This window comes from Faecalibacillus sp., from assembly GCF_047023275.1.
Classification (GTDB): Bacteria; Bacillota_I; Bacilli_A; order Erysipelotrichales; family Coprobacillaceae; genus Faecalibacillus.
On record NZ_JBKYAR010000008.1, the window covers coordinates 1 to 26,802 of the forward strand.

At 30.4% G+C, this 26,802-nt stretch carries 27 protein-coding genes and 1 rRNA gene; 10 read left to right on the forward strand and 18 right to left on the reverse strand.

Translation table 11 applies throughout. The annotated features are described in order from the left end of the window. A 16S ribosomal RNA gene (locus tag ACLVEP_RS03835) occupies window positions 1–1,085 on the reverse strand; the annotation flags it as partial. 315 nt (window positions 1,086–1,400) lie between these two features. On the opposite strand from ACLVEP_RS03835, the gene ACLVEP_RS03840 reads away from it, so the two are divergent. Beyond that, window positions 1,401–3,041: an aryl-sulfate sulfotransferase gene (locus ACLVEP_RS03840; protein ID WP_412582957.1), complete on the forward strand. Its 1,641-nt coding sequence runs from the start codon at window positions 1,401–1,403 to the stop codon at window positions 3,039–3,041. 25 nt (window positions 3,042–3,066) lie between these two features. Here ACLVEP_RS03840 and ACLVEP_RS03845 read toward each other — a convergent pair whose 3' ends face one another. The 3 genes from ACLVEP_RS03845 to ACLVEP_RS03855 form a co-directional block, all read right to left on the reverse strand. Continuing rightward, a complete protein-coding gene (locus ACLVEP_RS03845; protein WP_412582959.1) occupies window positions 3,067–3,768 on the reverse strand; it encodes a hypothetical protein in 702 nt (233 codons plus the stop codon). A gap of 25 nt (window positions 3,769–3,793) precedes the next feature. Beyond that, the gene (locus ACLVEP_RS03850; RefSeq protein WP_412582960.1) at window positions 3,794–4,552 is read right to left on the reverse strand and encodes a hypothetical protein; all 759 of its coding nucleotides are present in this window, start codon (window positions 4,550–4,552) and stop codon (window positions 3,794–3,796) included. A gap of 223 nt (window positions 4,553–4,775) precedes the next feature. Next, complete coding sequence (locus tag ACLVEP_RS03855; protein WP_412582961.1) at window positions 4,776–6,317, reverse strand: prolyl oligopeptidase family serine peptidase; 1,542 nt, start codon at window positions 6,315–6,317, stop codon at window positions 4,776–4,778. Window positions 6,318–6,553: 236 nt separating this feature from the next. Here ACLVEP_RS03855 and ACLVEP_RS03860 point away from each other — a divergent pair, with 236 nt between their 5' ends. Continuing rightward, a complete protein-coding gene (locus ACLVEP_RS03860; protein WP_412582963.1) occupies window positions 6,554–7,123 on the forward strand; it encodes a histidine phosphatase family protein in 570 nt (189 codons plus the stop codon). Between the two features lie 9 nt (window positions 7,124–7,132). Beyond that, on the forward strand, window positions 7,133–8,491 hold the full coding sequence (locus ACLVEP_RS03865) for an MATE family efflux transporter (RefSeq protein WP_412582965.1): 1,359 nt from the start codon (window positions 7,133–7,135) through the stop codon (window positions 8,489–8,491). Between the two features lie 39 nt (window positions 8,492–8,530). On the opposite strand, the gene ACLVEP_RS03870 is transcribed toward ACLVEP_RS03865, so the two are convergent. From ACLVEP_RS03870 to ACLVEP_RS03885, 4 genes are all read right to left on the reverse strand, one after another. Beyond that, entirely contained in the window at window positions 8,531–9,997 is a 1,467-nt protein-coding gene (locus ACLVEP_RS03870; protein ID WP_412582967.1) for a glycoside hydrolase family 1 protein, read from the reverse strand. 87 nt (window positions 9,998–10,084) lie between these two features. Continuing rightward, window positions 10,085–11,176, reverse strand: coding sequence for an MBL fold metallo-hydrolase (locus ACLVEP_RS03875; protein WP_412582968.1), 1,092 nt, complete (start codon window positions 11,174–11,176; stop codon window positions 10,085–10,087). A gap of 6 nt (window positions 11,177–11,182) precedes the next feature. After that, on the reverse strand, window positions 11,183–11,524 hold the full coding sequence (locus ACLVEP_RS03880) for a cyclophilin-like fold protein (RefSeq protein WP_412582970.1): 342 nt from the start codon (window positions 11,522–11,524) through the stop codon (window positions 11,183–11,185). A 91-nt stretch (window positions 11,525–11,615) separates the two neighbouring features. Further along, window positions 11,616–12,158, reverse strand: coding sequence for a flavodoxin family protein (locus tag ACLVEP_RS03885; protein ID WP_412582971.1), 543 nt, complete (start codon window positions 12,156–12,158; stop codon window positions 11,616–11,618). A gap of 103 nt (window positions 12,159–12,261) precedes the next feature. On the opposite strand from ACLVEP_RS03885, the gene ACLVEP_RS03890 reads away from it, so the two are divergent. Then, window positions 12,262–12,705 (forward strand): MerR family transcriptional regulator, encoded by a 444-nt coding sequence (locus ACLVEP_RS03890; protein ID WP_412582972.1) that lies wholly within the window; start codon window positions 12,262–12,264, stop codon window positions 12,703–12,705. 2 nt (window positions 12,706–12,707) lie between these two features. Then, entirely contained in the window at window positions 12,708–13,400 is a 693-nt protein-coding gene (locus ACLVEP_RS03895) for an alpha/beta fold hydrolase (RefSeq protein WP_412582973.1), read from the forward strand. Here ACLVEP_RS03895 and ACLVEP_RS03900 read toward each other — a convergent pair. From ACLVEP_RS03900 to ACLVEP_RS03915, 4 genes are all read right to left on the reverse strand, one after another. Then, window positions 13,397–14,422: a MerR family transcriptional regulator gene (locus tag ACLVEP_RS03900; protein WP_412582975.1), complete on the reverse strand. Its 1,026-nt coding sequence runs from the start codon at window positions 14,420–14,422 to the stop codon at window positions 13,397–13,399. The two genes, ACLVEP_RS03895 and ACLVEP_RS03900, sit on opposite strands and share 4 nt — an antisense overlap. A 104-nt stretch (window positions 14,423–14,526) precedes the next feature. Then, window positions 14,527–15,573, reverse strand: a complete 1,047-nt coding sequence (locus tag ACLVEP_RS03905; RefSeq protein ID WP_412582977.1) for a MerR family transcriptional regulator — start codon at window positions 15,571–15,573, stop codon at window positions 14,527–14,529. Window positions 15,574–15,624: 51 nt separating this feature from the next. Further along, window positions 15,625–15,885 (reverse strand): hypothetical protein, encoded by a 261-nt coding sequence (locus tag ACLVEP_RS03910; protein WP_320096965.1) that lies wholly within the window; start codon window positions 15,883–15,885, stop codon window positions 15,625–15,627. A 52-nt stretch (window positions 15,886–15,937) separates the two neighbouring features. Further along, window positions 15,938–17,119, reverse strand: coding sequence for an iron-containing alcohol dehydrogenase (locus ACLVEP_RS03915; protein ID WP_412582979.1), 1,182 nt, complete (start codon window positions 17,117–17,119; stop codon window positions 15,938–15,940). 209 nt (window positions 17,120–17,328) lie between these two features. Here ACLVEP_RS03915 and ACLVEP_RS03920 point away from each other — a divergent pair, with 209 nt between their 5' ends. Beyond that, window positions 17,329–18,894: a DDE-type integrase/transposase/recombinase gene (locus tag ACLVEP_RS03920; RefSeq protein WP_412582242.1), complete on the forward strand. Its 1,566-nt coding sequence runs from the start codon at window positions 17,329–17,331 to the stop codon at window positions 18,892–18,894. 201 nt (window positions 18,895–19,095) lie between these two features. On the opposite strand, the gene ACLVEP_RS03925 is transcribed toward ACLVEP_RS03920, so the two are convergent. The 6 genes from ACLVEP_RS03925 to ACLVEP_RS03950 all read right to left on the reverse strand — a co-directional run bounded on the left by ACLVEP_RS03925 (window position 19,096) and on the right by ACLVEP_RS03950 (window position 23,260). Next, entirely contained in the window at window positions 19,096–19,653 is a 558-nt protein-coding gene (locus tag ACLVEP_RS03925) for a sugar O-acetyltransferase (protein ID WP_412582981.1), read from the reverse strand. 2 nt (window positions 19,654–19,655) lie between these two features. Further along, window positions 19,656–20,486, reverse strand: coding sequence for an SDR family oxidoreductase (locus ACLVEP_RS03930; protein ID WP_412582983.1), 831 nt, complete (start codon window positions 20,484–20,486; stop codon window positions 19,656–19,658). After that, window positions 20,486–21,232 carry a carboxymuconolactone decarboxylase family protein gene (locus ACLVEP_RS03935; RefSeq protein WP_412582985.1) on the reverse strand — a complete coding sequence of 249 codons (747 nt, stop codon included), beginning with the start codon at window positions 21,230–21,232 and terminating at the stop codon, window positions 20,486–20,488. The genes ACLVEP_RS03930 and ACLVEP_RS03935 overlap by 1 nt, the downstream gene beginning before the upstream one ends. Before the next feature lies 1 nt (window position 21,233). Next, entirely contained in the window at window positions 21,234–21,746 is a 513-nt protein-coding gene (locus tag ACLVEP_RS03940; RefSeq protein ID WP_412582986.1) for a flavodoxin, read from the reverse strand. Continuing rightward, complete coding sequence (locus ACLVEP_RS03945) at window positions 21,739–22,290, reverse strand: flavodoxin family protein (protein WP_412582988.1); 552 nt, start codon at window positions 22,288–22,290, stop codon at window positions 21,739–21,741. The genes ACLVEP_RS03940 and ACLVEP_RS03945 overlap by 8 nt, the downstream gene beginning before the upstream one ends. 82 nt (window positions 22,291–22,372) lie before the next feature. Next, a complete protein-coding gene (locus ACLVEP_RS03950; protein WP_227352198.1) occupies window positions 22,373–23,260 on the reverse strand; it encodes a LysR family transcriptional regulator in 888 nt (295 codons plus the stop codon). 89 nt (window positions 23,261–23,349) lie between these two features. Between ACLVEP_RS03950 and ACLVEP_RS03955 the strand changes: the two genes are divergently transcribed. The 4 genes from ACLVEP_RS03955 (at window position 23,350) to ACLVEP_RS03970 (ending at window position 26,790) form a co-directional block, all read left to right on the forward strand. Continuing rightward, entirely contained in the window at window positions 23,350–23,976 is a 627-nt protein-coding gene (locus ACLVEP_RS03955) for a DUF5052 family protein (protein WP_227352197.1), read from the forward strand. A gap of 79 nt (window positions 23,977–24,055) precedes the next feature. Continuing rightward, complete coding sequence (locus ACLVEP_RS03960) at window positions 24,056–25,372, forward strand: circularly permuted type 2 ATP-grasp protein (protein ID WP_227352196.1); 1,317 nt, start codon at window positions 24,056–24,058, stop codon at window positions 25,370–25,372. Then, window positions 25,354–26,013, forward strand: coding sequence for an alpha-E domain-containing protein (locus ACLVEP_RS03965; protein ID WP_227352195.1), 660 nt, complete (start codon window positions 25,354–25,356; stop codon window positions 26,011–26,013). Before ACLVEP_RS03960 ends, ACLVEP_RS03965 begins: the two co-directional genes overlap by 19 nt. Next, a complete protein-coding gene (locus tag ACLVEP_RS03970) occupies window positions 26,014–26,790 on the forward strand; it encodes a transglutaminase family protein (RefSeq protein ID WP_227352194.1) in 777 nt (258 codons plus the stop codon). The last annotated feature ends 12 nt before the right edge of the window (window positions 26,791–26,802 follow it).

Here is a 26,802-nt window from a genome sequence, read left to right on the forward strand (position 1 = left end):
GGACTTAACCCAACATCTCACGACACGAGCTGACGACAACCATGCACCACCTGTCTCTTCTGTCCCGAAGGAAGACTCCCATTACGGAGTGGTCAGAAGGATGTCAAGACCTGGTAAGGTTCTTCGCGTTGCTTCGAATTAAACCACATGCTCCACCGCTTGTGCGGGCCCCCGTCAATTCCTTTGAGTTTCATTCTTGCGAACGTACTACTCAGGCGGAGTACTTATTGCGTTAACTGCAGCACTGAGGTTTGACCCCCAACACTTAGTACTCATCGTTTACGGCGTGGACTACTAGGGTATCTAATCCTATTTGCTCCCCACGCTTTCGGGACTGAGCGTCAGTTATGCGCCAGATCGTCGCCTTCGCCACTGGTGTTCCTCCATATATCTACGCATTTCACCGCTACACATGGAATTCCACGATCCTCTCACACACTCTAGCTCTACGGTTTCCATGGCTTACCGAAGTTAAGCTTCGATCTTTCACCACAGACCCTTAGTGCCGCCTGCTCCCTCTTTACGCCCAATAATTCCGGATAACGCTCGCCACCTACGTATTACCGCGGCTGCTGGCACGTAGTTAGCCGTGGCTTTCTTATAGAGTACCGTCACTTGGATATCATTCCCTATATCCACCGTTCTTCCTCTATGACAGAAGTTTACATAACGAATTACTTCTTCCTTCACGCGGCGTTGCTCGGTCAGGGTTTCCCCCATTGCCGAAAATTCCCTACTGCTGCCTCCCGTAGGAGTCTGGGCCGTGTCTCAGTCCCAGTGTGGCCGGTCACCCTCTCAGGTCGGCTACGCATCGTCGCCTTGGTAGGCCTTTACCCTGCCAACTAGCTAATGCGCCATAAGTCCATCCCTTACCAGTGCCTTAGCACTTTTCATATAGAGTTCATGCGATCTCTACACATATGCGGTCTTAGCTGCCGTTTCCAGCAGTTATCCCCCTGTATGGGCCAGGTTACTTATGTATTACTCACCCGTTCGCCACTCATCACCAAAGTGATGCGTTCGACTTGCATGTATTAGGCACGCCGCCAGCGTTCATCCTGAGCCAGGATCAAACTCTCCATTGTCTCTTATATCTTTCAGACAATCTCTTAGTCTGTTTAGCTCTTTTCTGTTTAAACTTTTTTAATTGACGTTGTGTTTCATTCTTTCTCGTTCAGTTTTCAATGTCCTCTCACTCGTCTCTATCGTCGAGTACCCATTTATATTACCATCTCTTTTTTCTTTTGTAAAGCTTTTTTTGATTTTTTTCATTATTTTTTTATACATTATTTATATAGACAATTTTTATACCTTATATTCATTGTTTTTTTATATTTGTTTAAATGTTTTCGACATTTTTCACATATTCTATAGTCATAATTTGCTCGGAGGTTAAAAGTATGCATAAATTCAAAAAGATATTTTTATTATTATTAACAATTTCAATTGCTTCACTATATTTACTATTCTTAAATTCTACAACTATTGAAGCATCAAGTAACGATAACAACTCTATTAACTATGTTAAACTAAAAAATACAAGTACGAATCTTTCAACAATTTATACTGAAAAATACCAAACTCGTATACATAATCAAATTAATAAACAAAAAAGATTAAATAATTACACTTTTCAAAATCCCTTATTAATAAGAAACCCTTATGGAACAAATACAACATCTGTGTATATGTATTTCAAAACCAATGAGGAATTGCAAGCAAGCTATACAATTCATTGTGATAACTATGAAGATTTTTCTCAAACATTAAATTGTAATACTTTAAGCGGTTATACAACTGAACATGAATATCTTCTTATAGGTGCAATACCTAATCAAACAAATATCATTACAGTAACACTTACAAATAAAGAGGGAAAAATCGTTGATACATTATCTTGGTCTTATAATGCTCCTGCTCTTCAAGGTGGTAATCAATATTTAACTGTTTCAACAAGTGACGAAAATTCTACATCATCATTATCCAATGGGCTCTATACTGTTCTTGGAAATGATGTCACTGAAGATAGCGAAGAACAAGCTTACATGAGACTTTATGATAATAACGGTATTATTCGTAGTGAAATTCCTATTGTTTCTTATAGAAGTCATCGTATTCTTTTTGAAAACAACACAATGTATTTTAGTATTTCTAGTACAAAAATAGTTGCTATGAATCAAACTGGATATGTTTCTAAAATCTACGATACAGGTAATTATAAATTACATCATGATTATATTTTTGATAGCAATAACAACATCCTTGTTCTAGCAAGTAAAAAAAATGCTAAAACTAGTGAAGATAAAATTATTATGATTGAAAAAGATTCTGGTAATATTACAGAACTTGTTGATTTGATTGATCTATTACCTGATTATTATTCAACAACTTCAATGCCTGATGGTGAAGATGATTTAGATTGGATGCATATTAATTCATTAGCATTAGTTGATAAAACAAGTTTAATTATTAGTTCAAGAGAAACATCAACAATTATTAAATTAGATAATATCTATTCAAACCCAACAATTGATTATATGATTGGTTCTGATAACTTTTGGCAAGAAAGTGGTTATGATTCACTGCTTTTAAATAAAACAAGTGATTTTTCAATGCAAGCTGGTCAACATTGTGTCACTTATGTAGAAGATAATTCCCTACCTCAAGGTCAATATTATCTTTATCTTTATAATAATAACCTGGCTGTAAGTACAACACGACCTGATTATGATTGGAAAAGTGATTCAAATTACTCAAATGCTTACTACAATTTAAAGAAAGGAACATCTTATTACTATAAATATTTAGTTAATGAAAATGATCGTACGGTTGAACTTGTAAGTAGTATTCCTGTTGCATATTCAGGATATGTAAGTAGTGTTCAAGAATTAGATGGAAATGTAATTATTGATAGTGGTATCGCAATGTCTTGGGGTGAATACAGTCAGGATGGTACTTTACTTAAAACATTTAAGACAACTGGTGGCAAATTTGTATATCGTGTTTTTAAATATGATTATCTAGGTTATTGGTTTCAATAAAAAGGTGTAGCATAAATACACCTTTTTATATTCCTTTTTTATAAAGAATATATTGTACAAGATTTAAGAAAAACAGTTGCAACGCATTAATGCGTTTATCAAAACTTTCTTGTGCAGTATTATAATTAAAATAAAGATGATTTTCTTTAGGAGCAACTCCTATAAATCCAATTTTAGGTTTTATTTTTACATCTAAATAATTAGCATTTTGATAAAAAACAGATCTATTTGTACAAAAATCATCATATGTTTCATGTAAACTTATAATAATAACTAAATCATCTTCATCCAGTTGAAGCTGATCAATAATTTCTTCTTCACTACCAAGATATACAGGTATCTCACAAGGATATCCTAAATATGTTAATGCTTTTTGACAAACCAATAAAGCAAATCTATTCCCATCTCCCAATATAACAATTCTTTTACATTCCATGATCTTTTTAAAAATTTGTACTTGTTCATGAGAAAAATTATTTTTAATAACCTTTTTCATCTTTTTCATATCTACTTCCGCATGCATATATTCTTCGTACATAACATTTTTAAAATAAGAAAACTTATTAATATTAATATTTTTTAAATATCTGACCATCGAAGTCTTAGACACACCCACTTCTTCTATAAATCTATTTAATGTATAATCCTTAATATTACCTTTTAATTCCATTATTTTCTTACTAATCAGATAATCAACACTATCTTTTGAACAACTATTTTGTATCATCATTATTTTTCCTATAATCATATTTTCATTCCTTTATATATAATTCATAATATCTTGCTTTAATTAAATCAAATAAAAATAAAAAAACATAATGCATTTCATAATAATCATTATCTGTATCCATAGAAAAATTAAAATCAACATATTCACTATTTATTTGAGCTTTACTGAAAAGTATTTTGGTATTTTTTGTATCTAAAACAATTTCTTGAAATTTTGCATCACAACAACCTAATAATCTTCCTGTTGCTGTAAAGAGACCAATAAGATCATTATTTTTTGGTACTAAAATTTTTCCATCATTTACTGAACTTAACAAAACCGTTTTATCAAATATTTTCATATCTACTTGAAAATCAAATAATAAATTTAAAAGTGTTGGTGATCCATATACAATAAATCTTTCATGTTCATTTATTTGTTTGCATATTTTATCTACTTTATTCATATCAATTGGTTGTTTTCTAAATTGATTCATTATTTTTATAATCTTATCTTTTTCAAATAATTCATATCTATCTTTAATTTGTTTAATTCTTATTATTCTTTCAAAAATAACTTCATCTTTAAAAGAAGTATAATTTTTACATCCCAATTGATTAAGATATGTTTTAAATTTAGGTTTTGATACATTTAAAACAGTAACAATGTTTTCTAATGTATAAGTTGGTATTTTATTATAATGTTCAAATAGTATTCTGGATATATAAGTATCTGAATTATCAAATTCCATATTGTTAGCTGCTTTAAGAATGTACTCTATTGTCAAATTGGTTTTACTCATAGATAGATCTCCTTATATAATCATACATATTTAATATATCATAAAAAACAATCCAAACAACTTATTTGTCACATATTACATCGAATGTAACATTAGAAATATTTTATATAAATTTTTTATAAAAAAGAAACTTACGATTAATTGGGTTATTAAAAAACATAAAGAAAAAGTTCAATTTTCTTTTTTAGAAAACTGAACTTCTTTATGCTTTTTTATTTTAATATTATTCAGCTGTTTTTTTAATAGCAGTATAAGCACCTGCTGCAAGTAACATCATAATAGCATATGAACTCATCACTGTATTATCACCTGTTTCAACACTGTTAGTAGTTTTATCAGTTGTTGGTTGTGATGGTTTTTGTGTATTATCTGTTTTATCATCTGTTTTTGTAGATGTATCAGTTACATTGTAATTTGCAGCCCATTTCCAAATACTTGTTCCATCAGCAGATTCTGGATTATTATTTAATGTATAAATCCATGACCAGTGATTACTGAATTCTACAAGAGTTTTTACACCATCTTGATCAAAATCTTCACCAAATTGTAATTTACCTGCTTCAGTTGTATCATATAAAGAAATTTTATATTTACCATCTTTTGTTTCAGTTGTAGTGAAATCAGAATCTAATGCTTGTTCATGTCTTGATTCTACAAGTTCTTGTCCATCTGTTAATGCTTTGAATAAACGTTTTGAACAATCTTCTGTATTAACTGTTCCATCTGTTGCACCTTGAACTAACCAAATAGCTGTTGGAGAATTTTTTAATGATGCTAATTCTTCATCAGTTGGTGTTTCTCCACCACGTTTAGTAGCAACATCTAAAGCTGGACAGTTGATCATTGCAGCTTTAAATAAGTTTGGATATTTAATTAACATACGTGTTGTCATATATCCACCTGCAGAACATCCTGAAACATATACTTTTTTAGGATCGATTCCTTTTTTAGAAATAACTTCTTGAATTTCATTGTATGCTTTTTCTAATAAACCATCTTTTTGTGCATAGTACCATGTATCTGGTGCTTGGAAAGACATAACATGTGCTTTACCAAAAATTTCTTGAGCTTCATCTGTAGCCCATGCAACTGTTCCTCTGTTAGCTAATAATTGAGCAACGTTATTTTGAGAACCTTTATAATCTCCTTCACCATTTCCATGGAACCAAACGATTAATGAATCTGCATCACCTGCATCATAGTATTGGTAATTAATACCATTGTCTACTTTTACAGATGTAAATTTAGCAGTTTCTTCATCTTCAACTGTGTTAGTACATGAATAAACAAAAGTGTCTTCTCCTAAATCTGTTCCATCCATTGCACTTACTTTAACTGGAGTATTTTGAGTAACTGTATATTCAATATCTACAGGAATATTTCTAGCACCGGTAGCTAAATATGATAATGTTCCAGCAGCTCCATCATTTTCATCAAAATAAATTTCAACTTTTGTTCCTTTTTCTTCTACACGAACAATAGTTCTATCTTGATCTTTATCTCCATATGCTGTTTCATCAGCTGGTCTTTTTCCTTCTGTACTTGTTTTTGCATGTACAGTATATGTATCTTTATCTACTCCTGATACTTTAACATTTCCATAATCTAATACCATTTTATAAATTGCTTGCCCATTATCTTCGATACGTCCATAAAGTTGAGCAACAACTGTTCCAGCAGCTGAAACTGGAATCATACATAATGTTGCTAGTAATGTAAATACAGCAACAAACATTGCAAATGCTTTTTTCATTATTTTCATCATTCTTTTCCTCCCTTTCGCAAGACATATGTTATCATTTTTGCCTACTGTAAGCGATTACAATATTATATCTATTGTTTCTTATTTTTTTACTATATATTAATATTTTGTATTTGGTATTTTTTTATGGTACTTTTTAAATTCTATATTTACTATTATTTTCAGTTATAGCAGATTGCTATTTAGGTATTGTACTTTTATAATATTATCGATTAAAGTAAACTTGGGGGAGATTTATCATGAAAAAAACACTCTATTTAATGAGACATGGACAGACTTTGTTCAATCTACAACATAAAATACAAGGTTGGTGTGATGCACCTCTTACACCTTTAGGAATTAAACAAGCACAAATGGCAAAAGAATACTTTACAAATATTACTTTTGATCATGCTTATGCTTCTACTTCTGAAAGAGCTTCAGATACTTTAGAAATCATTACAGATATGCCTTATACAAGGTTAAAAGGTTTAAAAGAATGGAACTTTGGCGCTTTTGAAGGAAAAGATGAATGTTTAAATCCTAAACTACCTTATGGTGATTTCTTTAAACAATTTGGTGGCGAAGGTGAACTTGAACTTAGAGAACGCATGAATAAAACATTAACTGAAATCATGAGTAAGGATGATCATCAAGTAGTTTTAGCAGTTTCTCATGGGGCAGCGTGTGCTCAGTTCTATCGTGCATGGGAAGAACATGCTAAAGTAAAGAAGACTGAAAGATTTTATAATTGTTGTATTCAAAAATATGAATATGAAGATGGTATTTTTACACTTGTTGAAATCTTTAATCGAAATATTACAGAATAGGAGAAGAATATGGATTCGATAAAACGTAAATCATTTAATGCAAATGTTGATTTGATTCATGGACCTATCTTTAAATCACTCATCATCTTTGCATTACCACTATTTATATCAAATATCTTCCAACAACTTTATAATACTGTTGATACCATGATTGTTGGAAACTTTTTAGGAGATGCTTCATTAGCAGCCATTGGATCATGTACCTCTATTTATGATCTACTTGTTGGTTTTGCTTTAGGAATTGGAAATGGTCTTGCTATTGTTACTGCAAGAAGTTTTGGTTCTAAAGATGAAAAATTATTAAAGAAATCAGTTGCTAGTTCTTTAGTTATTGGAATTGTTGTTTCAATAGGACTTACTCTTATTGGTTTGATTTTCTTACAACCACTTCTTCATTTATTAAATACACCTGCAAACATTATTGACGAAGCTTATAGTTATATTTTCTTTATTGTTTTATTTATTATTGTAATGTTTGCCTATAACTTATGTGCTGGGTTAATGAGAGCCATTGGTAATAGTGTGATGCCTCTTGTTTTCTTGGTTGTTTCATCTGTTTTAAATATTATTTTAGATTTAGTATTTATTACTCAATTAAATATGGGGGTTCAAGGTGCTGCGGTGGCAACTGTTATTTCCCAAGGGACTTCCGTTATTTTATGTATTATTTATATGTTTAAAAAGACACCTTTATTACTTCCTAAAAAAGAACATTTTGAAGTTGATAAAGATCTTTATAAAGAATTATTAGGTCAAGGGTTCTCAATGGGATTTATGAGTTGTATTGTTTCAGCTGGTTCTGTCATTTTACAATATGGTATTAATAATTTAGGTTATTTAATTATCGCTGGACATACTGCTGCAAGAAAGCTTTACATGTTCTTTAATATGCCTTTTACAGCGATGGCTCTTGCTATTTCAACTTTTGTTTCTCAAAACAAAGGGGCTAATCAAAAAGATAGAATTAAACAAGCACTCCGTTATGCTTATATCTATGACATTGTTGGTGCAGCTATTGTAACTTGTATTATCTTATTATTTGGTTCTTCTTTAGTGAAATTAATATCTGGTTCAAGTAAAGAAGTTGTTTTACATAATGGAACACTTTATCTTACAATTGTAGGTCCTTTCTATGCTGTACTTGGAATATTGATGCAAACACGTTATGCGCTTCAAGGAATTGGACAAAAAATTCTTCCTTTAATTTCAAGTGTCATTGAATTCTTTGGAAAAATTATCTTTGTTATCTTTTTAATTCCACGTTTTCAATATATGGCTGTTATTTTCTGTGAACCAGTTATCTGGTGTGTAATGACAGTTCAACTCGTCTATTCTTTCTACCATAATCCTTATATTAAAAATAATTAAAAAAATTGGACGATGCGCACGCATCGTCCTTTTATTATATTAAATTTCTTCACCGTTAGATTCACAAACTTTTTTATACCAATAGAATGAATCTTTTTTACTTCTAGAGAAATCTCCAGTTCCATCATCATGTCTATCTACATAAATAAATCCATAACGTTTTGCATATTGTCCTGTTCCAGCTGATACTAAATCAATTGGTCCCCAAGTTGTATATCCAATTAATGGTACACCATCTTCAATAGATTCTTTCATTGCATGAATATGTCCTTTGAAGTAATCAATACGATAATCATCATGAATTGATCCATCTTCTTCTACTGTATCAAATGCTCCAAAACCATTTTCTACAATCATTAATGGAGTATGTGGATAACGATCATGTAATAAGTTTAATGTGTATCTTAAACCATCAGGATCAATTTGCCATCCCCAATCAGATGCTTTTAAGTATGGGTTTTTAGCACCTTTTGACATATTACCTGCAGTAGTTTCAGCATTTTCATCTACTGTTACACAGTTTGACATATAATATGAGAATGTATAGAAGTCCACTGTTCCTTCTTTAATGATTTTTTTATCTTCTTCTGTAATATATGAAGTATCAATATTATGTTCTTTAAAATATCTGAAGATAAATGATGGATATTCTCCACGTACTTGTACATCTCCACAGAAATTATTTTTAAAGTTATCTTCATCAAATGCAGCTAAGATATCTTTTGGATTTGGTGTAAGTGGATATAAAGTTGTATGTGCAATCATATTACCAATCATGAAATCTGGATTGATTTTATGACCTTCAATAACTGTTCTTGCACTTGCTACAAATTCATTGTGTAATGCTTCAAACATAATTTGTTCATTTGATTTTAATTCATTTAATGGAATTCTATGATCTGCATTGACATCTTCTGGATCCATTAATCCAAGTCCGTAAAGATTACCAAGACCAGCATCTTCTCCACATGGATTATTGATTTCGTTGAATGTTAACCAATATTTAACTTTATCTTTATAACGTTTCATACAAGTTGTTGCATATTTAACGAACATATCAATGACTCTACGATCTGAGAATCCGTTATATTTTGTTACAATGTTCCATGGAATTTCATAGTGACATAAAGTAACTAATGGTTCCATACCATGTTTATGACATTCATCAAATACTTTGTCATAGAAAGCTAAACCTGCTTCATTTGGTTCTTCATCATCCCCATTTGGGAAAATACGTCCCCAGTTAATTGATAATCTGAATACTTTCCATCCCATTTCAGCAAATAAAGCAATATCTTCTTTATAATGATGATAGAAATCTACTGCTTCATGACTAGGATAAAAAGCTTCTGGATCTGTTTTTGGTAAGAATGTTCTTGGTGTATTAACATCCCCACCTAATAACATATCTGGTACTGATAAACCTTTACCATCTTCTAAATAAGCTCCTTCGCATTGGTTGGCAGCTACTGCTCCACCCCATAAAAATCCTTTAGGAAATCCCATTTTCATTACCTCCTTGTTTCCATTTGATTTTTTCTATAAACATTATAAAGGAAAATCGTTAAAATTTTTTTCATAATATGAAAAAAACTATTCAACATTTTCCCACCAATGTTCTTGATAAGTTTCTATATGACTATAATCGACAATTTCCCCAATCTTTGGTGTCGCCACATTTAAGTTTTCTTTTTGTGATCTTGCGGTAATTTGTTTAATTGGATCATCCCATGCATGATTACAAATACAAAAAGCACCCCAATGAACAGGAACTGTCCACTTTGCATGAAGATCTTTCATTGCTTGAATACCATCTTTTGGTAACATATGAATGTTAGACCAAGACTTGTCATATTGTCCATCTTCAATCATTAAGAAATCAATGGCACCAAACTTTTCATAAACTTCTTTGAAATGATTTCCATAACCGGTATCTCCTGTAAAATAAGTTGTATATTTATCATTTTTAAAAACATAACCACTCCACAATGTTGTATTGTTTTTCCAAGGAACACGTCCGGTAAAATGTCTACCTGGTGTTGAAGTAATCGTTAGTCCGTCTATTTTTACTTCATCCCACCAATTCATAACGTGAATTTTCTTTTCATTGATTCCCCAACGAAGAAGATGTTTTTCGACGCCTAAAGGAACACAATACTCTTTAACTTTTTTATCTATTTGTTTAATTGTTTGATAATCTAAATGATCATAGTGATCATGTGATATGGCAAGAACATCAATACTTGGCATATTTTCTATATCTATGGGTAATTTAGAAAAACGTTTTGGTCCAATAAAAGGAACCGGCGAACTATAGTTTGAAAAAACAGGATCCATTAAGACATTCTTTCCTTCTATTTGAAGCATAGAGCTTGAATGTCCAAACCAAATCCATTTTAGTTCATCTTTCTTTGCTTTTTCTATTTTCTTCAATTGATGAACAGGTATTTCACCCTTAGGAACTTTTTCTTCATTTTTATATTCACTCTTTTTCCCTGTCATTAATTGAATTTCAGGATTTCCATGAAATATTCCTTTTTTATATAAAGAATTTCTTGCTTTATATTCTTTTTGATCTTTATCTGTCACACTTCCACCTAAACTTGGCCAAAATTCAATAAACAACACAGCAACAATAGCAATACTTACAATCACAATACCTATGATTTTTAATATCTTCTTCATCATTTTTTATTCCATTGCAAGTGTTACTTGAACACTTCCTTTTCCTAAAGCTTCTTTTAAATGCGTTGTATCTTTAATATGACCTAATTTTGTAAAATCCCAAGTATTTTGATTATAGTAAAGACATAATTTATTACCTAGATATAAAATAAGATCTCCCTCTTTTGTCGTAATAGTTTCATCATTACGTGGTAGTATTGTTCCTAATTCTCCTACTTTTTCAAAGTTTCCATAATCATCTAAAATAAGTATTCTTTTTTCTTTAGAAACATATTCCTTTAAAGCGTTGGCACTTGTATTATTTTCTAATTCAACCTCAAATGTATAACCATTAACTTCTAATAACATCGCTTCACTCTCCTTTTTCCCTATATTTTTTGATGAATCTGTTTATTTATAAAAAACATAAACCTCAAATAATTATTAAAATAAACCTTTTTTATTGAATTGCTTTTCCCATGTCATAAGCCTTCTTTAAAGCAGGATGGTCTTTAATCGTATTTGGACCATCAACTCCACCAGCAAAAACACTTCCAACAAAATGAGATTTAGGATAACATGCAACCCATCCTTTTAATCCATTGATAGCACGACAATCAACACCTTCTTCATTTTCAGCAGCCGTCGAAAGTAAATAAACATCTCTAAATTGATAATCTGTTTCATAAAGTGAATTTGCACGATCAATCATAACTTTCATTTGTCCTGACATTTCATAATAATAAATAGGTGTTGCCCATACGATAACATCAGCTTGTTTGATGTGTTCAGTAATACTGTTCGCATCATCTTTAATGACACACTCACCTAATTTTAAACAAGCAAGACAACCTTTACAAAAGGCAATATTTTTATCTTTTAAACTTATTTCTTCCACACTATTTCCACTTTCTCTTGCTCCTTGAATAAAAGCATCTGCTAGTTGATCAGAATTACTGTTGTATCTTAAACTTGTTTTAATCACACATATTTTTTTAGCCATTTTCCTTTTCCTCCATCATAGATTTGAATATTCATTCATTCTATGTTACATTTATCATAACATCTAAACTTGACTTTAGGTCAAGTATAAAGGAGGAACTTATATGTATTCTATTGGTGAAATCTCAAAAATGTTTCAATTACCTATTTCAACTCTTCGTTATTATGATAAAGAAGGATTATTTCCTCATTTAAAAAGAGTAAACGACGTTAGACAATTTAGTGAAAGTGAAATTGAAACTTTACGTGTTATTGATTGTTTAAAAAAATCAGGCTTAGAAATTAAAGAAATAAAGGAATATATGTCTTTATGTTCTTTAGGAAATAAAACTTTAAAACAAAGAAAAGCAATCTTTGAAAAACAAAAAGAAGAAGTTTTACAAGAAATGGAAAAACTTCAAAAAGTCCTTTCTATGCTCAATTATAAATGTTGGTATTACGATCAAGCTATTGAAAAAAATGATGAAGCTTATGTTCAAGCTCTTCCATTTAACCAATTTCCACCTCAAATCCAACAATACTATAAACATAGTCATGAGGATTGTTAGACGTGAAAAAGAAAATACTGATTACCTTATCAATTATTCTCATTCTATGTGTAGGTGGTTTTGGCTTTTATGTCAATGATTATTATCATGCACAAGAGGATGCTTTAGAAATCTTAAATCACCAAGAAGTAAAACAAGTAAATTCTAATCTTATTACTTTAACTCCTCAAAAGACTAGTGATGTGGGTATTATTTTCTATCCTGGAGCTAAAGTAGAAAATACAGCTTATCTTCCTTTACTTGAACAATTAGAAAAGAAGGGATATAACTGTTACTTAGTCAATATGCCTTTTAAAATGGCTATTTTTAATAAAAATGCTGCTAATAAAATTATTGAAAAATATCCTCATATAGAACATTGGTATGTTTGTGGTCATTCTATGGGTGGTGCGATGGCTTCTTCTTATGTTTCTAAAAACAAAGAAAAAATAGATGGCTTAATTCTTTTAGGTTCGTATATTTATGGCGATGTTTCAGATCAAGATGCACTTACCATCTATGGATCTTTAAATACAAGTGTAAAAAAGAAAATCAACTATAAAAGAAATATCGTGGTGATTCAAGGTGGCAATCATGCTAACTTTGGAAATTATGGTCATCAAAAAGGAGATGCACAGGCAACCATTTCTCGTAAAAGTCAACAAAATCAAACAATCAAAGCCATAGACAACTTTATTAAAAAAAGACTGAATTAATCTTCAGTCTTTTTCATATAGTCATTTAAATGAATACCATTTTTTAAAGCATCAATGACATGATCTTTATCAATCACATTTTCAACCTTTTCATCTAAGATTGTCCCAATAAAACGTGCATCATCATCAATAGTAAAAGGCCAATAAAAATAGAAATGATTTCCATCTTTAAATTCAAAGCGATAATCAAGAACATACCAATCTCTTGCAATTGGTGTTCCATAATTTTCATAACGATGTTTTAAAAGAAGTTCTACACTTTGAATATCTTCATATTTATATTCATTCATAAACTTATCTTCTTTTCCAAATAAAACAGCATAAAAATATTTCACATTATCCATAAAACCTTTAAAACGATAATAACGAATACGATCATTTAAAAATTCTACAGATTGACTTAATGTTTGATCTAATGGTAATCTTAACCATAATTGTGAAAATTGGAAATCAGCAGCTATAAATCCATTTGTAAGTACAAATGAAATCACTAATACTGAAAATATTCTTGTTAAAATATCTTGCTCATTTACAGCACTAAAGAATAAAACAATTAAAAATGTAGGAATAAATTTATATAAGAATTTTCTAAGTGCGAGTTTCTTTGTAAGTCTTCTTCCAAGAGATACAGTATCTGTTGTTTTTTGATAACCTAATTTATAATTCTTTGTTTCTCTTTGAATTTGTTGTAAAGCAGGTAACATTGGTAAATCTTTACTTACATACATTTCAATATTTTCTTGGACTTCTTCTAAACTTTTTATTTGTTTTTCTAGATGTATTTGATTGATTTTTAAACATTCTTTAAAATCTAGTTCATTATTTAAGATGGCTTTGACATCATCAATTGAAATATTAAGGTTTCGCAAGAATTTTACCATAATCAATTTTTGAAGATCTTCTTGGCTATAACTACGATAGCCATTGTCATCTCTTTGTGGGGTAACGATTCCTTCTTTTTCATAATAGAAGATGGTATGTTTTGAAATTCCCAATTCCTTTTCTAATTCATGTGTTTTCATAGATAACATCCCTTCCTTAACTTTATCTAACACTATAGAGTCACTTTATAGTCAAGTTTTTTATCAAATTTATTATAAATAATATTATTTATAAAAAGACTGAATTAGTTTTCAGCCTTTTTTACATAGTCATTTAAATGAATACCATTTTTCAAAGCCTCAATCACATGATCTTTATCGATCACATTTTCTACCTTTTCATCTAAGATTGTTCCAATAAAACGAGAATCATCATCTAATGTAATCGGCCAATAGAAATAGAAATGATTGCCATCTTTAAATTCAAAGCGATAGTCAAGAACATACCAATCTTTCGCAATTGGTGTTCCATAACTTTCATAACGATGTTTTAAAAGAAGTTCTACACTTTGAATATCTTCATACTTATAAAATTGCATATATTTTTCTGCTTTATTAAATAAAACACCATAATAATATTTTAAATTATTAAAATATCCATGAAATTGATAATAGCGAATTCCATCTCTTAAAAATTCTACAGATTGATTCATTGTTTGATCCAATGGCATTTTTAACCATATTTGTGAAAATTGAAATTCTGTTGCAACAAAGATATTCACAAAAAGAATCATTAATAAAATAAAGATAATGATTAATGTTGTTGGATTTTCAAAATTTTCATCAAATAGAGCAACTGTACAAATCCACAAGATAAATGATGGGGTGATTGCCGCAGGAATCTTATATAAAAATTTTCTAAGTGCAAGTTTCTTTGTAAGTCTTCTTCCAAGAGAAACAGTATCTGTTGTTTTTTGATAACCTAATTTATAATTCTTAGCTTCTCTTTGAATTTGTTGTAAAGCAGGTAACATTGGTAAATCTTTACTTACATACATTTCAATATTTTCTTGGACTTCTTCTAAACTTTTTATTTGTTTTTCTAGATGTATTTGATTGATTTTTAAACATTCTTTAAAATCTAGTTCATTATTTAAGATGGCTTTGACATCATCAATTGAAATATTAAGGTTTCGCAAGAATTTTACCATAATCAATTTTTGAAGATCTTCTTGGCTATAACTACGATAGCCATTGTCATCTCTTTGTGGGGTAACGATTCCTTCTTTTTCATAATAGAAGATGGTATGTTTTGAGATTCCTAATTCCTTTTCTAATTCGTGTGTTTTCATAGATAACACCCCTTCCTTAACTCTATCTAACACTATAGAGTTACTTTATAGTCAAGGTTTTTTATCAAATTTAGAATGAACTGTAAGAAAACCTGGTTGATTTTTGTTTTCTTGGACATAAATCCAATGATTTTTTAAATAACCATTAATGATTTCTAAAATCTTATCTGTAGGATAACTTTTACCTTCTTGTCTAAGTTCTAAACCACAGCATGTACATCCTCCAACACCATGAATTGAATATTCTATATTATTTTCTTTAAGTAATTGATTGATTTCTAGAATCATATTAAAGTGTACAACATTATTCATAAAACCACCCCTTTACTTTATTATAAACAAAAAGGAAGCACAACGCCTCCTTTTATAAACACATTTTATAAATATTTAAACAATCTTCTTGAGTTAATGGTCGATAAGCTCTTGGTAAAGAATCTTGACCATAACATGCTTTTACTTTTAATTCATCAAATTTTTCATCTGTAATATTCATTTCACTAAGTGTTGTAGGTAAATGAAGTTCATCTTTAATGAAGTTTTGTAAAGCTTCAATTCCAGCTTTTGCATTATCTTTATCATTACCTTGATCTTGAATACCCATCACATTTAAACCAAAACGAGCAAAGTCTCCAGCCACAGTTTCATCTTTATTTAGTAAATAAGTCATCCATTTAGGAGTAATGATTGCAAGAGCTAAACCATGAGTCATATCATAAGTTGATGAGAATTGTTCAAGAGCATGAAGTTGTGCTTGAGTTTTATATCCTGATGTACAGAAACTATTTAAAGCCCATGAAGCAGCCCATAACATTGTTGCTCTAGCTGAATAGTTTTCAGGTTCTTCAACAGCAATTGGTAATTGTTGGCGAACTGTTCTTAATAATGTTTCTACAACATTAAATTGTAAAGGATATTTATCGCTATTTACAAAATAGTTCATATCAAATAAGTGAGCCATGATATCAAATCCACCACATGCTGTTTGTTTAGGTGAAACACTAAATGTATTTGTAGGATCTAGAAAAGATGCTCTTGGTCTTAAGATATCTCCATTAATTCCACTTTTTACACCTTTTTCTACATTAGCAATCACGCATGATTTATCCATTTCACTTCCAGTAGAAGCAATTGTAGGCATAGCAAGTACAGGTAAAGCATCATGCCAAGCAACTTTCTTTTCTACTAAATCCCAAATATTATCTGTATCTGCAAGAGTTAAAGCAGCAATCGCTTTAGAAGCATCAATTGTTGATCCTCCACCAATTCCAAGAACAGCTGTAATATTGTTTTCTTTACAAAGCTTTGCTCCTTTATTGACAGTTGTATGTCTTGGATTTGGTTCTACACCAGCAAGTTCATAAACTTCTACATGATTATCTTTTAATTCTTTCATGACTTTGTCATAAAGTCCAATTTTTTTGATTGATCCGCCACCATAAACAACAAGGACGCTCTTTCCATATTTTAAAACTTCTTCATGTAAATGACCTAATTGGTCTTTACCAAAATAAACTTTTGTTGTGTTTTGAAATTGAAAATCATTCATTTTATTTTCCTCCTGAAATTTATGGTAGTGTCAAAAATCTATATTAAATAGCGTAAATACACTACCCTCCAATTTATCTATATAAACAGTAAAATGATTACTGAGTATATCTTAGTAATCATCTTTTTTTCGTTTTATACTAAAAAAGATGAAATTCCTATGTTATACTTTTTTGCGCTAACAATAATCTAACGAAAGGATATTTCATCATGCAAAGTATAACACATTTAATTGATTCTATTGAATCTTTTTCTAAACAAAATTTTAAATTCTCTCAATATTTTCAGCCTCTGAACATCTTAAACAGGATTTCTGACTCTATTTCTGATCATTTGAACAATATTGATTTTATCTATCATCTTGATGAGGCCTCTAAACATATTGACTGGCTCAACAGGTTCTTTGAAGACAATATCAATCCTGTTACAAAAAAAGAAATCTCTCATCTTAAATCTTCTAAAAACAAAGATGTCCAAATCCCCTATGCTGATTTCAAGGTCGATGAACCTCCTCTATTCAAAAATGAACTGGTTGAACAGCTTTCTTTTGAAGACATCATCAACAAAAAGAATATTGGTCCTATCAGGCGAAGAAATCCTGAATCTTTTGCATTTGACGGTGTATGCCCTTATTGTGGTGCTCCTAAAGAATATATTTATGACAATAATAAAGGCAAAGGTCAATATCAATGCAAGGCTTGCAAGAATACTTTTACCGTTAAAACGACTATCAAAGATGAGATTGGTATCTACTGTCCTCACTGCAAACGTAAGCTTGTTTTACATCATGATCGCAATGGCTATTTTGTTTACGTCTGCATGAATCAGGACTGTTCCTATTACAAACATAATAAAGAAGTTTTAGACAGTGATGACAGGGATTCTCTTATTACCTCCAGTAATCAGTATCGTCTTAGATATCACTATCGCGAATTCAAATTTGATATGAAATCTCTTAAAAAGGTATCTCAGTCTTTAAATACAGGATTTAATATTTCCAGAATCCATTTTGATCATAAAGTCCTTGGTCTTATTTTGACGTATTACGTCAATTATGGTCTTGGTGCCAGAAAAACTGCTCTCATCATGAAACAAATTCATGGTGTGCGTATTTCTCACCAGACCGTCATCAACTATGCCAATGGTGTATCATCTCTTGTAAAAGATATGGTTGATCATTATCCTTATAAGATTGGTTCACTTCTTGCAGGGGATGAAACTTACATCAAAGTCAGGGGTAAAAATCAGTATGTTTTCTTTTGGTCAGATCCTCATTCCAAAATTATTACATCCCATACGATTTATCCAACTCGTGATACTGAATGTGCCTGTAGATCCATCTATGACTGTTTGAAACATTACAATGGTAATATTCCTGAAAACCTTACTCTTATTACAGATGGCAACCCCATCTATAATGCCACTCAGGTCTTTTTTGATATCAATGATATCAAGTTTGATCTTCATCAAGTCATCGGTGTTAAAAATAAAGATGAGACATCTAAAAAATATAGACCTTTCAAGCAGATTGAAGAAAGGCTCAATCGTACATATAAGCAGAATTATTATGGAACTAATGGTTATGACAAAATCGAAGGTGCCAACAGCTACATGATTCTTTTTGTATGCTTTTTTAACTTTCTAAGACCACATTCATCATTAGGATTTAAAACACCCGTCACAGGATTATTTGATAATGATATGCTTATGCCTGATCAATGGCTTAAACTTATTGAAATATCACATCATTATCATCCGACAAATACAGCCAACTGATCATTTCTCTAAGATATGTTCCTAGAGACGATACCCTCATTGCGCCTTTTTCAGGCTTTTTTTATTGTCTTTTATAATCCGTTGGTTTAGAAAATTCCGAAATATTCAGTTTTATAACTTTTTGGATGATTTCACATCGTTCATTGAGTCCTGAAACCTATGATTTTATATAGTTTTCATAAACTTTAGACTCTACCAAATTTATTTACTACGTATCACTTTTGCTGGATTACCAGCGACAATCATATTGTCTTCAACATCTTTTGTCACCACTGAACCACTACCAACGATAGCTCCTTTACCAATAGTTACTCCTGGTAAAATTGTTGCATTAGCTCCTATCCAAGCATTTTCTTTGATGATCACTGGTTTACAAAGAAGTACTTGTAAATCATTGAAATCATGATTTACAGTCAACAAAGAAACATGAGGTCCAATCATAACTCCCTCTTCTAATATGATACCACCTGCAGCCATACAAGTTAAATCATGATTCACAAAAACTTTTTCACTGATTTCCATTTGGCAAGCATAGTCCACTTGAAAAGGTGGTGTTATAAAGGAAGTTTTAGGTAATCTTCCTTTATAAAGTTCATTTTCTAATTTATAGATTTCTTCTTTATCAGGAAATGTATGATTGATTTTAAAGCATTGTTTTCTACAAAAATCCATTTCCTTATGAGCAACACCATGATAATCCTTTTCATTGATCATATGCACAGGTTGTCCACTTTTTAATTTTGTAAAAATATCACTCATCTTTATTCCTCAGGTTTTAATGGTCCATAGTAATAAGATGCTGTTGCTCCACCATCCATTAAGAAAGTAGATCCAGTAATAAAGGCTCCCTTATCACTCATTAATAATTCAGCAACATTTGCGACTTCATCAGCAGTTCCTGGTCTACCAGCTGGACATTTTGCGAACATATTTTTATAGAAATCTCCTCTTGGTCCATTGAATTCATCAATAGCAAGTGGTGTAACAATAATACCTGGAGCAATAGCGTTGATTCTTGCTCCACGTTTTCCCCATTTTACAGATTCTGCCATCACACGTTTTTCATTACATCTTTTTGCGATTTGATAAGCATGTAATGTATCTTTGATATTTTCTGGTTGTAAGATTTCTAAGTCTAATAATTCTTCTGTTGGTGTACAAGCAAGTTGTTCATCTTCTAAAGCTGTAAGTTGTTTCATACGGAAACCTGATTGACTTGAGATTGTGACACCAACACCACCTTCTTCAATAACTTTTCCTACTTCTTCTAATAAAACAGCTGTTCCATAAAGATCGACTTTTAAAATAGCTTCAATTGGTGCTTGTGAAGGTGAAACCCCTGCACCATTGACAAGCATTTTGATTTTTCCAAAGCTTTTAGCTGTTTCAATCATTTTTAAAATATCTTCTCTACTTGATAAATCAACTTCCATGATTTCAACATCAAATCCTGCATCTACCATTGTTTTTTGAATACTTTTTGCGTTTTCAATATTTTTATCACCTAAAATAATTTTTTTACCGGCACCCATTCTTCTAGCAATAGCCATACTAATTTGACCAGCACCAACCACAATCATAACTTCTTTCATTATTCATTACCTGCCTTTTCTATACAATCAATTGCATTTAAACTTCTTGGATATCCTACAAAAGGAACATTTTGAGAAACAACTTTAATTAAGAAATCTTGATCATTTCCTAAACGAATATTAGCTTTTGCATGGGCAATCGCTTGTGGTTCACATCCACCTTGTGCATATAGGAAACAAAAAGTAATCATTTCTCTTTGTTTATAATCTAAACCACCTCTTGTATAGTAATCTCCAAAACAGTTATCAGTTAACCATTTACGAATATGCACTGTTTTAGGATCTCCACTTGTTGCATATCCTTTCATTCCTTCACCAAAAATAGCTACTTGAGCTTGTTCTCCTTTTTCTAAACGATTAGGATTAGGATCATTTTGATTTTCTAAAGGAAGCTTTAAACCTAAAGTGTCTTCAATAAAACTATTCACTGCTTTTAAGAAAGGAAAAACTCTACCTATTCCTAAATAAGCTACAGCTTGATAAACAATTTCTTTCATTTCAACAGGAGTAACTCCAAAATTATAAGCTGCTTTCAACATTCCTTTAAATTCATCAATTCCTTGACATCCTAATAAAACTGCAAGAATTGAAATAAATCTTGTTTTATCATCTAAATCATCTTGATTAACAACTTCATCAAAAGCGAAGTTATCAAAAGCTTCAATAAATTCAGGATCAGTTCTTAAAAAATCTGAAACATATCCTGGAAACATTTTTTCGTGGTAATTTTTAGCGTTATCTGTCATCTTATTTTCCTCCTAACCATCTTTCTAATTGTTGTCTACATCCATCGACATGACTTCCATGAATACTTAATCCTTTATGAACGATACTGTTTGGACAAAGTTTTTTGATATCACTTTCACTTCTTCCCATACCGCTTCCTTCGTGTGAACAAATTGGATAAATATGTTTATTTGTGAAATCATAACTTTCTAAAAATGTCATAACAATCGTTGGCATTGTTGACCACCAGTTTGGATATCCTAAATAAATCGTATCGTATTCATCAATGCTTTCTAATGGATCTAATATTTGTGGACGGGCATTGTTTTTAAGCTCATCACTTGCACGTGATGTACATTCATGATAATCAAATGGATAAGCATCTACTTCTTTGATTTCATAAATATTTGCATCAATCATTGTAGATAATGTTTCTGCAATCACTTTAACATTTCCTTTTTCTAAATTAACAATATTTCCCGAGAAATAATTTTCTTTATTATGTGAAAAATAAACAATTAAACTTTTACTCATTGATTTTTATCTCCTTTGCCATGTTATATGCTTTTTCTATTGCATCTGTTTTTTCAATATCATCTTTATTTCCTGTTTGAAAACCTAAAACATAATCAACAAAGCGATTACCTCCAACTCTTAAACAATCAATATACTTTTGGAAAGTATCTTTAATAATTCTAAAATAACTTTCTTCAGGAGCTAATCCCGTAGTAAGTAAATAGAAATCTTTGTCATGAATTGTTTTTTCAATCGCAAATGTACGATCAATTAATAACTTCATTGAACCATTAAATGTGTAAAAATACACCGGTGAAGCAAAGACGATTATTTTTGCTTCTAACATCTTTGAATAAATTTCTTGCATGTCATCTTTTTGAATACATTCTTTTGTTTTTTGACATACATTACATCCTAAACATGATTTAATATTTTGATAGTTAACGTAGACCTTTTCTGTGGTATACCCATTTTCTTCAGCACCTCTTATAAAGGCATTTGCTAAACGATCAGTATTACCGTTTTTTCGAGGACTACTCATTAATACAAGAACTTGTGCCATATTGCTCTCTCCTTTTTCCACCTATATAATAAAAAAAATTAGGAATTGAAACAATTTCAATTCCTAATCATCTTCATAAGTTTTACTTATTTAAAAGTTCTTTATACATCTTCACAAATTCTTCAATATAATAATTCGTATTTTCTTTAGACCAACAAGCAAAATAATTTCTTTGAATTGGTTTTCCTTTATAATGTAAAGCTATTCTTTCAATACCTTCCATTGTCTTTGGTAAATGACCTATTTGATCAATTGGTAAATATCCTCTTTGACTCGCTACCATTAAACGTGCTTGTTCTAATGAATCTGCATATAAAAATCTTCTTGAAAGATTGAGCGATTTTTCATAGAACTCTCTTTCTGAATCTTCTTTATCTTTAGAAACAATAAGAATACAAGACATATTTTTTAAATCATCGGTTGTAAGAACTTCTTTTTTAGAAAGTGGATTCATTGATGATATCTCTACAAAACATTCACTATGTTTTAATTCATAATTATAATAATCTTCATTAAACGTTCTTCTTTGTTCACTGATTTTAACATCAATATGATGTTGTACAAGAAGTTCAAATAATTCTTCATGCGTTCCACTTACTACTGAAATATTAACTTCAGGATAAATACGATTGAATTCAACAATAGCTTGATGAAGCTCACTCGTACTAAAGTTTTTAGGATAACCAATAGTTAAATTCAATTCTTGATCTTCTCCACGACGAATTGTTTCTTCTTTAAAATCTTCAATCTCATCTAAAATTACTTTTCCATGACGATAAAAATATTCACCAGCTGGTGTCAATGAAAATTGTCGTTTGTTTCTTTCAAATAAACGAATTCCTAATTCTTTTTCTAATGCTTTAATCTGTTGAGAAATAGCAGATTGAGAAATAAAACATTGTTCTGCTGCTTCTGTAAAACTATGACAATCCACAACAGTGATAAAATATTTCATTTGTTTAAGCAACATGGTCTTCACCTCTTTTTTATTTTACCTTATTTTATTCATTCTTTGTATCAAAATTTGTTATAATTTGTATAAATAGAGGGAGTGAAAAAATGAAAAAGAAAATAATAAGTCTATTGATTGTTGGTGTCATGGCATTGAATTTAACAGGGTGTGCGATGTTTGAATCCAAAATCAATGATATTAAAGGCAATCTTGTAGGAAACGGTTATACCATTGATACCTTTGATAACTATGGAAAAAGAGTGATGACAACTACAGGAGATAAAATCAATATTCAAGGAAATCCAGTAGAAACAACTTCTTATGATAGTGATGGAAGTATTATTACGGGTTATGAATTATCTTCTGTTATTACCATTACTATTGATGGTCAAGAAATTGAATCTTGTGGGGATACTTGTATCTTTACTCAAAAAGGATTAAAACCCAATGTTGATTTTACACAAGAAGATATTGAAAGTAATGATAATGGAAAGCTTTCAAATAATACATATATCGCTAATATTATTAATAAGTATAAAAATAAATTTGGTAAATCAAGAGTTGTTGTCATCAAATCTCAATTAGGTCAACCAATTACGGCTTATTCAGGAGATGAAGTTTATTGGACTGTTCCTAAAAAATTACCTAAAATGACAAAATTAATGATTGATGGTAAAGCTCTTTATATTCACCGTGCAAATTATCAAATTATTGATACATCGTTATTAAACTAAAAGAACAGGAGCTGTTCTTTTTTTGTTGACTTTTATTTATTATCGTGATAATTTATTCTCATATACAGGAGGTGCTTCTATGAAATCGCTCATTAAATATGAAAAAAATATCAATGATTTATTGAAACGTTATGGTGTGAAATTTGGTATTTATAAAGATAATCAATTCAAAGAACAATTTTTCCCATTTGATACTATTCCACGTATTATTTCTAAAGATGAATTCACTTATTTAGAAAAAGGATTAATTCAAAGAGTTGATGCTTTAAATGCTTTTTTAAAAGATATTTATAGTGGAGAATATAAGATTATCCATGATGGTATTATCCCAGAAGAATTCATTTTTATTGCGAAAGGTTATCTTCCTGAATGTCATAAAATTATACCACCCAAAGGCATTTTTAGTCACATTTCAGGAATAGATCTTGTTCAAGGAAAAAATAAGGAATGGTATATTCTTGAAGATAACTTACGCATTCCCTCTGGTGCAAGTTATCCTATGATTGCTAGAGAACTCACACGTAGAGCATCTCCTATGACATATATTCATCATCATGTACTAGATAATAGAAATTATGGTACTTTATTAAAAGAAACAATGGATTATGTTAACTGTGGGGGTATTAATTGCATTCTAACACCTGGAAGATTTAATTCTGCTTATTTTGAACATAGTTATTTAGCTGAAAAAACAGGTGCTATTTTGGCTACTTATAATGAACTTATTGTTGATAATAACTATCTTTATTATAAAAATTCAGTTGGTAAAAAAGTTAAAGTGGGTTGTTTATATCGAAGAATATCGGATGAATATTTGGATCCTATGACCTTTTTACCAGAATCTTTAATTGGTGTGCCTAATTTGATGTCTGTTTATCGAGCAGGAAATGTCGCTATTATGAATGCTCCAGGTAATGGCGTCGCTGATGATAAAGGAATTTATTACTTTGTACCAAAAATGATTGAATATTATTTGAAAGAAAAGCCTATTTTAAAAAATGCTCCGACATATCTACCTTATTTTAAAGAAGACAGGGATTATATTTTAAAAAATATTAAATCTTTAGTTATTAAAGATGTTGCTGAAGCTGGAGGATATGGTGTTGTTTTTGGTAAAGATTTAGATGAAAATAAATTAAATGAACTAATTGAACTTATAAAAAAAGAGCCAAGAAGATGGATTGGACAAGAAATTATTGATTTTATTGATTTGGATATTCATGATCAAAATCAAACAGTTAAACGAAAAGCTGATTTACGTGCTTTTGTCTTAAGTGGGAAAACAACTAAAGTATGGTGTTCAGGATTGACACGTTTTTCAAGAGAGCCTGATTCTTTTGTTGTTAATTCATCTCAGGGAGGAGGATTTAAAGACACATGGGTGCTATCACAATAGAAAAAGCCAATAATCTTTTTTGGCTAGGACGTTATATTGAAAGAGTTTATACAACAACGCTTCATTATATGCATATTTTTGATTGTATGCTTGATAAGGAGCCTACACTTTATATTGATTATTGTCATCAATTAGAAATTCCTAATATTTATTTAAATGATGCACATTTTTTGATGTCTTATCTTTATGATATTGATAATCCTGACAGTATTGCTAGTAATTTAAAACGAGCTTATGATAATGCTATTGTTTTAAGAGATGAGATTTCTTCAAAGGTTTTATCTTATATTCAAATGGGCGTGAATTTATTTGAAGAGATGAGTGAATCAGATGCACCTGTTTTATTGTTACAAAATGTAATTGATGATTTACTTGCTTTTAGAGGAAGTATGTATGAATTTATAGATGATGAAACAGCACTAGATATTATTAAACTTGGTGAATATGTAGAACGAATCGATTTATATTTAAGACTTCATTATTCTCAAAAGCTGGTTGATACCCTTAAAAATAAGCTTTTAGATGTATCGAATAAACTTTATAATGAAACAATTCTTTTAAATCAATTAAATTTAGAATCAATTGATGATTCTAATCTAATAGAATTTATTTATTCGATTAATTACGCATTTGTATACTAAATGAAAACTTTAGAATTTGAATATCATTATAAAATAGAATTTGATAACGAAGTTGATCAACATCAGTTTCAATTACGCTGTATTCCTCGTGATGGAACTCACCAAAAAGTCCTAGATATTCATTATGAAATCACACCATCAACAAAAGTAACACGCATCAATGATGGTTTTGGAAATCCTACCTATGTAGGAAGCTGTATAGAACCTCATCCTATTTTTGAATTTCATGTAAATGGTAAAATGATAACAAGTAATATTCCATTAAATAATTCCCATACATGTTATCCAATTTATAAATACTTTACTCAACTTACAAAGCCAAGTGCAGAAATAAAAGAATTTGCAAAAAACAATAAATTAGATACTGATGAAAAAACAGCATGGAATTTGATGCATAAAATTTATGAACATATGCACTATGTTCCTGGTTCAACCAACAATACAACAACTGCAGCAAATGCTTTTCAATTAAAAAATGGAGTCTGTCAAGATTATGCTCATATTCTTATTAGTGCATTAAGATACTTACATATTCCTGCACGTTATGTTGCTGGAATGATGATAGGTGAAGGGGCAACACATGCTTGGGTAGATGCCTATGTAAAAGATCATTTTATTCATTTAGATCCTACAAATAATTGTGAAGCAGATGAAAAATATATTAAACTTTCTCATGGAAGAGATTTTAATGATTGTATTTTAGATAAAGGATTATTTAATTCCAACGGTCAATGTCATCAAAAGATGGAAATTCATGTAAAAGTAAACGAAGTATAAAAGACGGGTTCC

Bases quoted from the DNA above. Each gene is read 5' to 3' on its own strand.
- ACLVEP_RS03840 (WP_412582957.1), top strand. From the start codon at position 1,401: ATGCATAAATTCAAAAAGATATTTTTATTATTATTAACAATTTCAATT.
- ACLVEP_RS03845 (WP_412582959.1), bottom strand. From the start codon at position 3,768: ATGATACAAAATAGTTGTTCAAAAGATAGTGTTGATTATCTGATTAGT.
- ACLVEP_RS03850 (WP_412582960.1), bottom strand. From the start codon at position 4,552: ATGAGTAAAACCAATTTGACAATAGAGTACATTCTTAAAGCAGCTAAC.
- ACLVEP_RS03855 (WP_412582961.1), bottom strand. From the start codon at position 6,317: ATGATGAAAATAATGAAAAAAGCATTTGCAATGTTTGTTGCTGTATTT.
- ACLVEP_RS03860 (WP_412582963.1), top strand. From the start codon at position 6,554: ATGAAAAAAACACTCTATTTAATGAGACATGGACAGACTTTGTTCAAT.
- ACLVEP_RS03865 (WP_412582965.1), top strand. From the start codon at position 7,133: ATGGATTCGATAAAACGTAAATCATTTAATGCAAATGTTGATTTGATT.
- ACLVEP_RS03870 (WP_412582967.1), bottom strand. From the start codon at position 9,997: ATGGGATTTCCTAAAGGATTTTTATGGGGTGGAGCAGTAGCTGCCAAC.
- ACLVEP_RS03875 (WP_412582968.1), bottom strand. From the start codon at position 11,176: ATGAAGAAGATATTAAAAATCATAGGTATTGTGATTGTAAGTATTGCT.
- ACLVEP_RS03880 (WP_412582970.1), bottom strand. From the start codon at position 11,524: ATGTTATTAGAAGTTAATGGTTATACATTTGAGGTTGAATTAGAAAAT.
- ACLVEP_RS03885 (WP_412582971.1), bottom strand. From the start codon at position 12,158: ATGGCTAAAAAAATATGTGTGATTAAAACAAGTTTAAGATACAACAGT.
- ACLVEP_RS03890 (WP_412582972.1), top strand. From the start codon at position 12,262: ATGTATTCTATTGGTGAAATCTCAAAAATGTTTCAATTACCTATTTCA.
- ACLVEP_RS03900 (WP_412582975.1), bottom strand. From the start codon at position 14,422: ATGAAAACACATGAATTAGAAAAGGAATTGGGAATTTCAAAACATACC.
- ACLVEP_RS03905 (WP_412582977.1), bottom strand. From the start codon at position 15,573: ATGAAAACACACGAATTAGAAAAGGAATTAGGAATCTCAAAACATACC.
- ACLVEP_RS03910 (WP_320096965.1), bottom strand. From the start codon at position 15,885: ATGAATAATGTTGTACACTTTAATATGATTCTAGAAATCAATCAATTA.
- ACLVEP_RS03915 (WP_412582979.1), bottom strand. From the start codon at position 17,119: ATGAATGATTTTCAATTTCAAAACACAACAAAAGTTTATTTTGGTAAA.
- ACLVEP_RS03920 (WP_412582242.1), top strand. From the start codon at position 17,329: ATGCAAAGTATAACACATTTAATTGATTCTATTGAATCTTTTTCTAAA.
- ACLVEP_RS03925 (WP_412582981.1), bottom strand. From the start codon at position 19,653: ATGAGTGATATTTTTACAAAATTAAAAAGTGGACAACCTGTGCATATG.
- ACLVEP_RS03930 (WP_412582983.1), bottom strand. From the start codon at position 20,486: ATGAAAGAAGTTATGATTGTGGTTGGTGCTGGTCAAATTAGTATGGCT.
- ACLVEP_RS03935 (WP_412582985.1), bottom strand. From the start codon at position 21,232: ATGACAGATAACGCTAAAAATTACCACGAAAAAATGTTTCCAGGATAT.
- ACLVEP_RS03940 (WP_412582986.1), bottom strand. From the start codon at position 21,746: ATGAGTAAAAGTTTAATTGTTTATTTTTCACATAATAAAGAAAATTAT.
- ACLVEP_RS03945 (WP_412582988.1), bottom strand. From the start codon at position 22,290: ATGGCACAAGTTCTTGTATTAATGAGTAGTCCTCGAAAAAACGGTAAT.
- ACLVEP_RS03950 (WP_227352198.1), bottom strand. From the start codon at position 23,260: ATGTTGCTTAAACAAATGAAATATTTTATCACTGTTGTGGATTGTCAT.
- ACLVEP_RS03955 (WP_227352197.1), top strand. From the start codon at position 23,350: ATGAAAAAGAAAATAATAAGTCTATTGATTGTTGGTGTCATGGCATTG.
- ACLVEP_RS03960 (WP_227352196.1), top strand. From the start codon at position 24,056: ATGAAATCGCTCATTAAATATGAAAAAAATATCAATGATTTATTGAAA.
- ACLVEP_RS03965 (WP_227352195.1), top strand. From the start codon at position 25,354: ATGGGTGCTATCACAATAGAAAAAGCCAATAATCTTTTTTGGCTAGGA.
- ACLVEP_RS03970 (WP_227352194.1), top strand. From the start codon at position 26,014: ATGAAAACTTTAGAATTTGAATATCATTATAAAATAGAATTTGATAAC.